Here is a 12,693-nt window from a genome sequence, read left to right on the forward strand (position 1 = left end):
TACATCTTTCGTTCGTCTAGAGGTCTTCCGGGGAGGAGAGGGTGCCCCGCACCGCGGTCGCGGCGGCGACCAGAGGCGAGACCAGATGAGTGCGCCCACCCTTGCCCTGCCTGCCCTCGAAGTTGCGATTGGAGGTCGATGCCGACCGCTCGCCGGGCGTGAGCTGATCCGGATTCATGCCCAGGCACATCGAGCAACCCGCCGACCGCCACTCCGCACCTGCGGCGGTGAAGATCTCATTGAGGCCTTCCTCTTCCGCCTGTTTGCGTACCTTCATCGACCCGGGAACGACCAGCATGCGCACATCACCGGAGACCTTGCGGTCGCGCATAATCTCCGCAGCGGTGCGCAGGTCCTCGATCCGCCCGTTGGTGCAGGAACCCAGAAAGACCGTGTCCACCGCCACCTCACGCAGTGGCGTCCCCGGCTGCAGGTCCATGTAGGCCAGCGCCTTCTCCGTGGCGTAACGCTCATCGGCGTCGGTGATCCGCTCCGGATCGGGGATCCGCTCACCCAATGGCAATCCCTGCCCCGGATTGGTGCCCCACGTGACGAACGGCGTCAACGCGTCGGCATCGATGGTGATCTCCGCGTCGAAGGTGGCGTCCGCATCGGTGCGCAGGCTCTTCCAGTACTCCACCGCGGCATCCCACTGCTCGCCGGCAGGAGCGTGCGAGCGCCCCTGGAGATAGGCGAAAGTCGTCTCGTCCGGTGCCACCATCCCGGCCCGTGCACCCGCTTCGATGGACATGTTGCACATCGTCATGCGTGCTTCCATCGACATCGACTCAACGGCCGTTCCCCGGTATTCCAGCACGTATCCCTGGCCACCACCGGTACCGATCTGAGCGATCACCGCCAGGATCACATCCTTGCTCGTGACTCCCGGACGCAGCGTGCCCTCGATGTTGACGGCCATCGTCTTGAACGGTGTCAGCGGCAACGTCTGTGTCGCCAGCACGTGCTCGACCTCCGAGGTACCGATCCCGAAGGCCAGGGCGCCGAAAGCGCCGTGTGTCGAGGTGTGGCTGTCGCCGCACACCACCGTGGCACCGGGCTGGGTCAGACCGAGCTGCGGCCCCACCACGTGCACGATGCCCTGTTCCGCATCTCCCATCGGGTGCAGGCGAATCCCGAACTCCTCGCAGTTGGCCCGCAGTGTGTCCACCTGCGTCCGGGAGACCGGATCAGCGATCGGCAGATCGACTCCGGTGGTCGGCACGTTGTGGTCCTCGGTCGCCAATGTGAGGTCGGGGCGGCGCACCGGGCGCCCCGCCAGCCGCAGCCCCTCGAACGCCTGCGGGCTGGTGACTTCGTGCACAAGATGGAGGTCGATGTAGAGCAGGTCGGGCTCATCACCCGTTCCCCGGCGCACGAGGTGCGCGTCCCAGACCTTTTCCGCGAGCGTGTTACCCATCGCTCCTCCCGTCGAGGCAGTGGTGACCCGCGCGACGGATCACATCCCAATCAGTATCCCGAGCAGTAGACTTCTCAAATAACGAGAAGTTAGTATCGCTACGTGGGACAGCATAGCGGTATCGGAGTTTTGGACAAGGCAGTGGCCGTGCTGCATGCGGTCGCCGAGGATCCGTGCGGCCTCGCCGAACTGTGCGACCGGACCGGCCTTCCCCGTGCGACGGCACATCGGCTGGCTGTCGGCTTGGAAGTGCACCGGATGTTGCACCGCGGTTCGGACGGCCGGTGGCGCTCCGGGGCTGCTCTGGCCGAACTCGCGGGCAAGGCCGTCGACCCGCTGCTGGAAGCAGCCTCGGCGATACTGCCCAAACTTCGGGATGCCACCGGGGAGAGCGTGCAATTGTATCGGCGCGACGGTATGCAACGCCGGTGCGTGGCGACCGCCGAACCGCCGAGCGGGCTTCGGGACACCGTGCCGGTCAACACCTCACTACCGATGGTGGCCGGATCCGGCGCCAAGGTTCTTGCTGCGTGGTCCGATGCCACCACCCAGCGCGCCATTCTCGCCGAGGCGGTGTACGGGGAGCGCACGTTGATGGAGGTGCGTCGTCGCGGTTGGGCGCAAAGCGTAGCCGAACGAGAATCCGGGGTGGCGAGTGTGTCCGCACCGGTACGTGACGCGAGCGGCAACGTGGTGGCGGCCATTTCGGTGTCCGGGCCGATCGACCGCATAGGACGGCGTCCGGGGGGCCGCTGGGCCACGGACCTGCTCGCAGCAGCCGAGGGCCTGCAGAACCGGCTCTGAGTCGGTCGCAGTGTGGTACTCCCGATGGGATTCGAACCCACGTTACCGGCGTGAGAGGCCGGCGTCCTAGGCCACTAGACGACGGGAGCGCGCAACGGCACATAGCGTACCGAACGCCACGTCCACGAATGTGAGCGGGGTGGTGAACCCCGACCCCGCTCACGGCCGTGGCGTCGCGGTACGTGCCGTGAGCCTGCGGAATAGTCGACCACCACGACATCTCGACCATCACAGCATCATGGCGCAGCAAAACGGCCGGTGCGTGTTGCACGCACCGGCCGCGCTTTGCGTACTCCCGATGGGATTCGAACCCACGTTACCGGCGTGAGAGGCCGGCGTCCTAGGCCACTAGACGACGGGAGCCAGTGGAAACGAACACGGTGATGCCTCACCGTCTCGTCTCGCTGGGGTACCAGGACTCGAACCTAGACTAACTGAACCAGAATCAGTCGTGCTGCCCATTACACCATACCCCATTGTGTGCGAATCCCAGACCGGGTTCCCGGCTTCTCGGATCGGAGTCCGGATCGCCGCTCTGTTCTTCGCTGTTGGGAAAAATACTAGACCATCCCGTGAAGCCGCTTGAAAGCACCCCCCGCACAAGGATGATTTCGCAGGTAAGCATGCTCGGACGACGGCAAGGACCGCCGGCAGCGCCACCGGAACCGGTCATTCATCCGGAGCACCGGGACGGATCGACTCCCGGACACGACTTCTCCCGGTACACGGGACGGACGGCTGCCGACGGCAAGTCGCACACCAGCCGCTCCGGTAATTCATCAAGGCCGGTGATGACCGACACATCCTCCGGAACCGGATCCGCTGCCTGCGACCGTGCATTTCCACGGCGGTTCAGCCAAACACCGTGCATGCCCGCGTGAACGGCCCCGAGCGCGTCCTGATCGAACCGATCGCCGACGTGGGCAACCTCCTCGGGGCGCAGGTCCAATGCCGAGCAGGCGGCCGCGAAAATGCGGCTGTCCGGTTTGGCCACCCCGAGTTCGCCGGAAAGCACGAGTTCGTCGAAGGCCCCCGCCAGGCCGACCGCGGCGATCTTCTTACGCTGATAGCCCCCCGGAGCATTGCTGATGACCGCGACCCGCAATCCGCTCGCACGCAACCACTCCAGGCATGGCACAGCGTCGTCGAACAGTTTCCAGGCCCGCTGCATGGCCGACATCCGCACATGCTCACGAGCGATGACCTCGGCCTCGCTGAGCTGCTCCCCGAATGCGGCGAAGAAGGCACGGATGCGTTCCCGGCACATCGTGTCGAAGTCGGTCTCCCCTGCGACGACCCGCGCGTAGTGCTCCTCCGTCGTGCGGCGCCACACCGGCCAGGCCGCATCGTTCCCGGTCAGCGCCGCCAGCCCCATTCGCGACGATCTCTCGTTGTCGAGCAACGTATCGTCGATGTCCAGGCATACGGCCCTGATCTGTCCGAGTTCGTCCGGTGTCGAAACCTCAAGCGCGGATGTCACTCCGTGAGGCTAGGCGCCCACTTGGCGTGCTCGACTCGTCCAACGTGATGATATTCGACCCACTGGCACGATCCAGTGATCGGACAGCGACTCACCGACATGATCATGAGAGTAGAATCACTTCCCGGCTCAATCAGCGGAACGCTCGTCCGCTGAAACGCAGCCCGCATCGGTGCGGCGCACGAAAAACACCCGCTCTTTGCGAGCGTCCGGTCATCAACCCAGGGCAGCACGCAACCGCCGGAGCGAGGTATCCCGCCCGAGAATCTCCATCGACTCGAACAACGGCGGAGAAACGGTGCGGCCGGTGATGGCCACCCGCACCGGTGCGAAGGCCTTGCGTGGCTTGATTTCCAAGCCCTCCACGATCGCCTCCCTGAGCGAGGACTCGATGGCGTCCGTGGTCCACTCCGGCAACGCTTCGAGTGCGGCGATCGCGGCCTGCAGGACCGGGCGGGCGTCCTCCCCCAGGGCCTTGTCCGCCGCGGCCTGCTCCGGGGCGAAATCCTCCCCCGCGAACAGGAATCCCATCATGCCCACCGCATCGGAGAGCACGATCAGCCGCTCCTGCACCAGTGGCGCCGCGGCACGAACGGTGGCGAGCTGCTCATCGGTGGGCTGCTGCGGGAGCACCCCGCCCTGCACCAGGTACGGCACGACACGGTCGACGAAATCGTCCGGGGCCAGCGCACGCAGATGCGCCGAGTTGATCGCATCGGCCTTCTTCTGGTCGAAGCGCGCCGGATTGGCACTGACCCGGCCGATCTCGAAGTGCTCCACCATCTCGTCGAGGGTGAACATGTCACGGTCCTCGGCGATGGACCAGCCCAGCAGTCCCAGGTAGTTCAGAAGTCCCTCGGGCACGAAACCCCGGTTCTTGTGATGGAAAACATCGGACTGCGGATCGCGCTTGGAGAGTTTCTTGTTGCCCTCTCCCATCACGAACGGCAGGTGCCCGAACTCGGGGGTGAAATCGGTGACACCGATCCGTTGCAGCGCCTCGTAGAGCGCGATCTGCCGCGGCGTGGAAGCCAGCAGGTCCTCGCCGCGCAACACGTGCGTGATGCGCATCAGCGCGTCATCCACCGGATTGCTCAGTGTGTAGAGGGCATCACCGTTGCCCCGCACGAGGACCGGATCCGGGACCGTACCCGCCGGGAAGGTGACTTCGCCGCGCACCAGGTCGGTGAAGGTGATGTCCCGTTCGGGCATCTTCAGCCGCAGCACCGCATTGCGCCCCGCGGCGCGCAGCTCCGCCTTCTGCTCCTCGGTGAGATCGCGATCGGCGTTGTCGTAGCCGAGCTTGGGATCTCGTCCTGCGGCACGGTGACGCGCCTCGACCTCGTCGGAGGTGGAAAACGACTCGTACAGCTCGCCCGCATCCAGCAGGCGGCGCGCGATATCGCGGTAAATCTCATGGCGCAGGCTCTGCCGATAGGGACCGTACTCACCACCGATGTCCGGTCCCTCGTCCCAGTCCAGCCCCAACCAGCGCAGCGCGTCCAGCAGTGCCTGGTAGGACTCCTCACTGTCCCGGCTGACATCGGTGTCCTCGATGCGGAACACCAGAGTGCCTCCGACATGACGCGCAAAGGCCCAGTTGAACAGGGCGGTACGGATCAGCCCGACGTGTGGGGAACCGGTCGGCGAGGGACAGAACCGGGCCCGGACGGGACTGGCTGACTGACGTGTGGGGGTGACCTGTGGCGTACTCATGACGCGTTCAGCTTATCCAGTGCACTTCGGGCATTGACCGGCGCACCCGGAGAGCGCATGCTGGCAGTATTCAACGATTGTTGAATACTTGTGAGGAGGGATCGCAATGGAGCGAACCACCTGCTGCATCGTCGGAGGCGGCCCGGCAGGCATGGTTCTCGGGTTGCTGCTCGCACGCGCCGGAGTCCACGTCACGGTCCTGGAGAAACACGGCGACTTCCTCCGTGATTTCCGGGGCGACACCGTGCACCCCACGACGCTGCAACTCCTGGAGGACCTCGGGCTGGCCGAGCGCTTCGCGCAGCTGCCCCAACGGCGGGTGGATCAGATCCGAGTACCCACCGGCCCCGGCAACGACCTGCTCAAACTCGGCGATATCTCCTCGCTGTCGACCAAGTACAACTACATCGCGATGGTTCCGCAGTGGGACCTGCTCGACCTGCTCGCCGACGAGGGCAAGCAGGAGCCCTCCTTCACCCTGCGGATGAACACCGAAGCGACCTCCCTCATCCGGGAGGGCGGCCGCGTCAACGGTGTCCGCTACCGCACCGCCGACGGCGAGGACGGAGAGATACGCGCCACGATCACCGTCGCCTGCGACGGGAGGCGTTCCTTCGCCCGCAGCCTGCCGGAACTGGAACTCCGGGATTTCTCCACCCCGATGGACGTCCAGTGGTTCCGGGTACCCCGCGAGCCGGGCGATCCGGAAGGAGGCATCGGCAAGATCGGTCAAGGCATGTTCACCGTGCTGATCGACCGCGGTGATTACTTCCAGGCCGCCTCGATCATCACCAAAGGCACCGACGCCGCGGCCCGCGAGCACCCGATCGAGGACTTCAACCGCTCGCTGGCCGAATTCCTGCCCTGGCTGGCGGGCCGGGACAGGCTCGTCGACAGCTGGGACGACATCAAGCTACTCGACGTCACACTGGATCGGCTACGTACGTGGCACGTACCCGGCCTGCTGTGCATCGGCGACGCGGCGCATGCGATGTCCCCCGTCGCCGGCATCGGCATCAACCTGGCGGTCCAGGACGCCGTCGCAGCCGCAAGGCATCTCGTGGATCCGCTGCGCCGGGGCACACTGCGGCGCGGGCATGTGGCCGCCATTCAGCGACGTCGGTGGCCGACCACCGTCGGCATCCAGCGGCTGCAGCGCGCCATCCACACCAATGTCGTCCAGCCCGCGCTGGAGGGCCGGATCGACTTCACCCGCCGAGGGCGGATCCCCCTGCCGTTGCGAGTGGCCCCGAGCGTGCCCTGGCTGCGCAAGATCCCGGCATACTTCATCGCCTACGGGGCGCTGCGCGAACGCCCGCCCGCTGCCGCGCTGCGATGAGGTGCCGCACGAGGTGCACCCGACCGAGGTGAAAAATGCAGTTTCGCGCGAAACTGCATTTTTATGGATCCGCGTGAAACCGCAGAGCGATCACTCGCGCTGTTGCACCGGGTTGGTCAGGGTTCCCAGGCCGTCGATGGACACCGACACCTTCTGTCCGGGCTCCATCGGGCCGACCCCGGACGGTGTTCCGGTGAGCAGCACATCGCCGGGCAGCAGGGTCATCACCCGTGAGACGTAGGAGACGAGGGCCGCGACATCGTGTATCAACAGCGAGGTCCGGGACTCCTGCTTGAGCTCGCCGTCGAGTTCGGTGCGCAGGCCCAGGTCTCCCGGATCCACCTCGGTGTCGATCCACGGGCCCAGCGGGCAGAAGGTGTCATAGCCCTTGGCGCGGGTCCACTGCCCATCGGCCCACTGCTGATCACGGGCGGTGACATCGTTGGCGATGGTGTAGCCCAGCAGCACCTCGGTTCCCCGGGCCTCGGGAACGTCCTTGCACGGCTGACCGATCACCACCGCCAGCTCACCCTCGAAATCCACCCGTTCGGAACTCACGGGCGACTTGATCGGCACGTTCGGCCCGACCACCGCGGTGGAGGGCTTCATGAACAGGAGCGGATTTTCCGGCGGTTCCCCGCCCATCTCCCTGGCGTGCTCGGCATAGTTCTTGCCGACGCACAGCACCTTGGTCGGCAGGATCGGGGCGAGCAACCGGACGTCGGCCATCGGCCACTTGCGCCCGGTGAACGTCGGTTGCCCGAAGGGATGCTGGTCGATCTCGACCGCGAGAACCTTCTCCCCGGGTGCGGCCGGATCGGGTTCCAGCGCGACGAACGACACACCTTCCGAGTGGGCGACACGTGCCAGACGCAAGACGTAACCTCCCTCTTCGACAATGAACGAGACCAGCGTACGCACCGCCTCCGATGCCGCCGCACGCTAGGCGGAGGCGCCGCTGACAACCTCGTCCCGCCGCAGCGCCTTGAACGCCAGGGCATCGCACAGCGCCAGCCAGCTCGCTTCGACGATGCTGCCGTGCACACCGACGGTGGTCCACTCGTGCTCCTCGTCCCGAGACTCGACGAGCACGCGCGTCACGGCGTCCGTACCGGAGGCATCGGTGAGGATGCGCACCTTGTAGTCGACGAGCTCGACCTCGTTCAGCCAGGGCAAACGAGGTACCAGGGCCTCACGCAGTGCCGCGTCCAGCGCGTTGACCGGCCCGTTGCCCTCGGCTGTGGCGATCACTCGCTCACCGTCCACACGCACCTTGACCGTCGCTTCGGACACCACCTCTCCGTCCGGCCGATGGTCGAGTGAGACACGGTAGGACTCCAGCTCGAACGGTGCCGCGGGCATGCCGCGCTCCGTATCTCCACCCGAATTGTGCTCACCGGATTCGGCCACCTGGCGCCGGAGCAGCAACTCCAGGGAGGCATCGGCCGCCTCGAACGACCAGCCGTGTGCTTCGAGCTCCTTGACGCGTCGCACCGCGCCGGTGACCGCGGCAGGAGACTCCGAAAGGTCGAGTCCCAGCTCGGCCCCCTTGAGCTCCAGGCTGGCCCGTCCGGCCATCTCGGTGACCAGCACCCGCATATCGTTGCCCACCACGGCCGGATCGATGTGGTTGTAGAGCTCGGGGTCCACCTTGATCGCACTGGCGTGCAGACCCGCCTTGTGCGCGAAGGTCGACGTACCGACGTAGGCCTGGTGCGTGTCGGGGGCGAGATTCGCGATGTCGGCGAGCGCGTGCGAGGTGCGGGTGAGTTCGCTGAGGTTACCGTCGGGCAGCACGGGCATATCCAGCTTGGTCGCCAGGTTGCCGATCACCGTGAACAGATCGGCGTTACCCGCGCGCTCGCCGTAACCATTGGCCGTGCACTGCACGTGCGTGGCCCCGGCCTGGGTCGCGGCGACCGTATTGGCAACGGCACAGCCGGTGTCGTCCTGGCAGTGGATGCCGACCCGGAACCCCGTGCGGGCGATCACTTCGGTCACCGTCTCGGCGAGTTGGGTCGGAAGCTGGCCACCGTTGGTATCGCACAGGCACGCGACATCGGCACCCGCCTGCATCGCCGCTTCCAGCACCCGCAGGGATGCGTCCGGATCGTACGCATACCCATCGAAGAAGTGCTCGGCATCCAGGAAAACGCGCCGCCCCTGGCCGACGAGATAGGCAACCGTGTCGGCGACCATCGCGCAGTTCTCGGCCACATCGGTACGCAAGGCTCGTTCGATGTGGCGGCGGTCGGACTTGGCGACCAGTGTCACCACCGGAGCCTGCGAGTCGAGCAGCGCGCGTACCTGCGGATCCTCCTGCGCCTGCACCCCGGCACGGCGGGTCGAACCGAACGCCACCAGCGTCGAATGCCGGAGTTCGAGGTCACCGGCGGCGGCGCGCTGAAAGAACTCGGTGTCCTTCGGCAGAGCACCCGGCCAACCACCCTCGATGAATCCGACACCGAGGGAGTCCAGCAGCCGCGCCACCGCGAGCTTGTCCGGAACGGAGTAGGAGATGCCCTCACGCTGCGCTCCGTCGCGCAGTGTCGTGTCGTAAACGTGGAAAGCGTCTCCCAGTGGGGTTCCTGCCGGGCTGGTGCGCATCACTGGATTCTCCCTGACGATATTCGGTGGTTCGGCGTCTCACCCGCAGCGGCCGGGTCGGTCGATCCTGTGGGGTTGTTGAAAACACAAAAAAGACCTCCCGCGAATGCGAGAGGTCTGCGCGCCGGGGTGCGGAGTCACCCGGCGCGCCGGCCAATAATGATCCTCGTGTACTCGGCCATGCTCGTATCCTGCCACAATCCGAGCAACTACCACGAATCGGGTCAAAATTCCCACGATGTGAGTCATCAAGGATTCACCGGGAAGAACTGCGGGGCACCACCGATCGGATCGCGACCGAGGAGGCGCCCCGCACTGCCCGCTATGCTGCTCACACCTGCTGGGCAACCTCGCGGGACGAGACCAGCGCCGCCAGGCGATCCCCGATCGCGAAAGTCGCACCGGGTGCGGAATGATCGCGGGTCGCCAGGTCAAAGGCCACCGAGGCCTCCACCCGGCGGGCCGCCTCGGTGTGCCCGACATGGTCGAGCAGCAAGGCGACCGAGAGCACCGCTGCCGTCGGGTCGGCCACGCCTTGGCCCGCAATATCGGGGGCACTGCCGTGTACCGGCTCGAACATACTGGGATTCCGCCGAGTGGCGTCGATGTTTCCGCTGGCAGCTCGGCCGATGCCTCCGGTGACGGCTCCCGCCAGGTCGGTGATGATGTCGCCGAAGAGGTTGTCGGTCACCACGACGTCGAACCGGGTCGGATCGGTGACCATGTGAATGGTCGTGGCATCGACGTGCTGGTAATCGACGGTGACGTCGGGATGTTCGAGCGAGACTTCCTCGACCACTCGGGACCACAGCGAACCGGCATGAGTGAGCACGTTGGTCTTGTGCACCAGCGTCAGGTGCTTGCGGGGCCGAGCGGAGGCCCTGGCGAACGCATCCCGCACCACACGATCCACCCCGAACGCGGTGTTCAGGCTCACCTCGGTGGCGATCTCGTGGGCCGTGTCCTTGCGCAGCAGACCACCGTTGCCCGCATACGGCCCCTCGGTGCCCTCGCGAACCACCAGCATGTCGATCTCACCGGGATCGGCCACCGGGCTCTGCACCCCCGGGTACAGCCGTGCCGGGCGCAGGTTCACGTGGTGGTCGAGTTCGAAGCGCAGCCGCAGCAGCAATCCGCGTTCGAGGATACCGCTGGGTACGGACGGATCACCCACAGCACCGAGCAGGATTCCATCCTGCTGCCGAAGTTCGTCCAGCACCGATTCGGGCAGGAGCTCCCCGGTGTTGTGCCAGCGAGCCGCACCCAGATCGTAGCGGGTGATCTCGGTGTCGGGGACCACCTCACCGAGGACCTTCAGCGCCTCGGACACCACTTCCGGCCCGATCCCGTCACCTGGGATCACAGCGAGCCGCATGCACACACCTCCCGAGTATCACCCCGACCTGCGGGGTCTGAACCATTGCGCAGAAGGTTACCGCCAACCTGTTCCACACCTGCACACCGGATCCACTCACCGGGCGGGGTTTCCACTCGGAAGCGAGGTGAACGGAACTTTCACTCGCACGGGAGGGACGAAAGTTCCGTTCACCCACAGCCGCTGCCGCAGCTCACTCGAAACTGACGGTCCGCACCGTGTTTGCCCCCACGGCGGCACCGATCGGCTCCAGCACGCCGCTCTCGACCGGCCGGTCCACGCGCAGCAGCATGATCGCATCGGATCCGTCGGTGGTCTGGCTGATCTGCGCCGCCTCGATGTTGACACCGACCTCGCCGAGCAGCGTGCCGACCTTGCCCATCACACCCGGGCGATCCGGGTACTCCAGCAGCAGCACACTTCCCTGAGCCCGCAGGTCGAAGTGCCTGCCGTTGACCTCGACCAGCTTCTCCACCTGGTTCGGCCCGTCCAGGGCACCCGAAACCACGCCGGCAGTCCCGTCGGCCAGCACAGCACGCACCGAAACGACACTGCGGTGGCTCGGGCTCTCCGGGGCGGTTTTCACCTCGACGTCGACATCTACGCCGAGTTCCTCCGCGAGCTGCGGCGCGTTCACAAAGGTGACCTGGCTCTCCACCGCTCCGGAGAACACCCCGCGCAGCGCGGCCAGCGGCAGCACCGACACGTCCTCGTCGGCCAGCTCCCCGCGAGCCTCGACGGTGACCGAGGTCGGAGTGGAACCAAGCACCGCCGCCAGCAGCGAGCCCAGCTTCTGGGTCAGCGGCAGGTAGGGACGTACCTCCTCGCCGACGGCACCACCCTGCACGTTCACCGCGTCCGGCACGAACTCACCGCGCAGTGCCTGCAGGGTCGAGTGGGCGACGTCGGTACCGGCCCGGTCCTGAGCCTCCACCGTGGAGGCACCCAGGTGCGGAGTGGCCACGACGTTTTCCAGTTCGAACAGCGGGCTGGAGGTGGTCGGCTCGGTGCGGTAGACGTCGATGCCCGCACCCCCGATGTGACCGTTGCGCAGTGCGTCGGCCAGCGCGTCCTCGTCGATGAGGCCACCGCGCGCGGCATTGACGATCATGGCGCCCGGCTTGCACTTCTTGAGCTGTTCGGCACCGATCAAGCCGAGAGTCTCGGCCGTCTTCGGCAGATGGATCGAGATCGCATCGGCACGCTCCAGCAGCTCGTCAAGGCTCACCAGCTCGATGCCGAGCTGGGCTGCACGAGCCGCCGAGGCGTAGGGATCGTAGGCGATGAGTTTGGTCCCGAAGGCCTCGACACGCTGCGCCACGAGCTGGCCGATCTTGCCGAGTCCGATCACACCGACGGTTTTGCCATTGAGCTCGACACCGCCGTAGGCACTCCGCTTCCACTCCCCTGCCCGCAGGCTCGCGTCGGCGGGGGCGATGTTGCGCGCGACGGCCAGCAGAAGGGCCATTGCATGCTCGGCGGCGGAGACGATGTTGGAGGTCGGTGCATTGACCACCATGACCCCGCGTTCGGTGGCCGCGGGGACCTCGACGTTGTCCAGCCCGACTCCGGCGCGGGCGACAACCTTCAGTTTGCTCGTGGCGGCGAGCACCTCGGCGTCGACCTTGGTTGCCGAGCGGACCAGCAGCGCGTCGGCGTCGGCGACGGCCTCGAGGAGTGCTGGCCGGTCGGTTCCGTCGACATGACGGATCTCGACCTCGTCCCCGAATGCTTCGAGCACCGAAGGAGCCAGCTTCTCGGCGATCAGGACGACAGGACGGCTTGCGTTGGTCACGGGCGCGCTCCAGAAAGAGAGATCACGGTCGAAGCAGGGCACGGCATTGTGCCAAGACGGTGAAGCAGTTTAACGCCGGCGGAGGGGGACGTTCCCATCAGTGTTGGCCGGATCACTTTTCCGGCAGTATCGCCGATCCGCACCGAACGGCCCCGACCAG

Annotated in this window: 9 protein-coding genes and 3 tRNA genes; 2 read left to right on the top strand and 10 right to left on the bottom strand. The window is 66.2% G+C overall.

The genetic code is table 11. The features are described 5' to 3' along the window. Window positions 1–16: 16 nt before the first annotated feature. Window positions 17–1,417 (bottom strand): 3-isopropylmalate dehydratase large subunit, encoded by a 1,401-nt coding sequence (gene leuC, locus JOF55_RS04655; protein WP_310270104.1) that lies wholly within the window; start codon window positions 1,415–1,417, stop codon window positions 17–19. A gap of 102 nt (window positions 1,418–1,519) precedes the next feature. Between leuC and JOF55_RS04660 the strand changes: the two genes are divergently transcribed. Next, on the top strand, window positions 1,520–2,221 hold the full coding sequence (locus JOF55_RS04660; RefSeq protein ID WP_310270107.1) for an IclR family transcriptional regulator: 702 nt from the start codon (window positions 1,520–1,522) through the stop codon (window positions 2,219–2,221). Window positions 2,222–2,234: 13 nt separating this feature from the next. On the opposite strand, the gene JOF55_RS04665 is transcribed toward JOF55_RS04660, so the two are convergent. The 5 genes from JOF55_RS04665 to gltX form a co-directional block, all read right to left on the bottom strand. Continuing rightward, window positions 2,235–2,310: transfer RNA gene (locus JOF55_RS04665), tRNA-Glu, on the bottom strand. A 201-nt stretch (window positions 2,311–2,511) separates the two neighbouring features. After that, window positions 2,512–2,584, bottom strand: a tRNA-Glu gene (locus JOF55_RS04670). Window positions 2,585–2,625: 41 nt separating this feature from the next. After that, a tRNA-Gln gene (locus tag JOF55_RS04675) sits at window positions 2,626–2,697 on the bottom strand. A 197-nt stretch (window positions 2,698–2,894) separates the two neighbouring features. Continuing rightward, window positions 2,895–3,701: an HAD family hydrolase gene (locus JOF55_RS04680; protein ID WP_310270110.1), complete on the bottom strand. Its 807-nt coding sequence runs from the start codon at window positions 3,699–3,701 to the stop codon at window positions 2,895–2,897. Window positions 3,702–3,917: 216 nt separating this feature from the next. Next, window positions 3,918–5,417, bottom strand: a complete 1,500-nt coding sequence (gene gltX, locus JOF55_RS04685; RefSeq protein ID WP_310270115.1) for a glutamate--tRNA ligase — start codon at window positions 5,415–5,417, stop codon at window positions 3,918–3,920. Between the two features lie 106 nt (window positions 5,418–5,523). Between gltX and JOF55_RS04690 the strand changes: the two genes are divergently transcribed. Next, window positions 5,524–6,756 (top strand): FAD-dependent oxidoreductase, encoded by a 1,233-nt coding sequence (locus JOF55_RS04690; RefSeq protein ID WP_310270119.1) that lies wholly within the window; start codon window positions 5,524–5,526, stop codon window positions 6,754–6,756. A 90-nt stretch (window positions 6,757–6,846) separates the two neighbouring features. Here the strand turns inward: JOF55_RS04690 and JOF55_RS04695 are convergent, their stop codons facing one another. From JOF55_RS04695 to serA, 4 genes are all read right to left on the bottom strand, one after another. Next, window positions 6,847–7,632, bottom strand: coding sequence for a fumarylacetoacetate hydrolase family protein (locus JOF55_RS04695; protein WP_310270123.1), 786 nt, complete (start codon window positions 7,630–7,632; stop codon window positions 6,847–6,849). Between the two features lie 66 nt (window positions 7,633–7,698). Next, a complete protein-coding gene (gene cimA / locus JOF55_RS04700) occupies window positions 7,699–9,366 on the bottom strand; it encodes a citramalate synthase (RefSeq protein WP_374727224.1) in 1,668 nt (555 codons plus the stop codon). A gap of 328 nt (window positions 9,367–9,694) precedes the next feature. Beyond that, the gene (locus JOF55_RS04705) at window positions 9,695–10,738 is read right to left on the bottom strand and encodes a 3-isopropylmalate dehydrogenase (protein ID WP_310270128.1); all 1,044 of its coding nucleotides are present in this window, start codon (window positions 10,736–10,738) and stop codon (window positions 9,695–9,697) included. A 193-nt stretch (window positions 10,739–10,931) separates the two neighbouring features. Further along, the gene (gene serA, locus JOF55_RS04710) at window positions 10,932–12,533 is read right to left on the bottom strand and encodes a phosphoglycerate dehydrogenase (RefSeq protein ID WP_310270131.1); all 1,602 of its coding nucleotides are present in this window, start codon (window positions 12,531–12,533) and stop codon (window positions 10,932–10,934) included. Window positions 12,534–12,693: the final 160 nt, after the last annotated feature.

It is taken from the genome of Haloactinomyces albus, assembly GCF_031458135.1.
GTDB lineage: Bacteria > Actinomycetota > Actinomycetes > Mycobacteriales > Pseudonocardiaceae > Haloactinomyces > Haloactinomyces albus.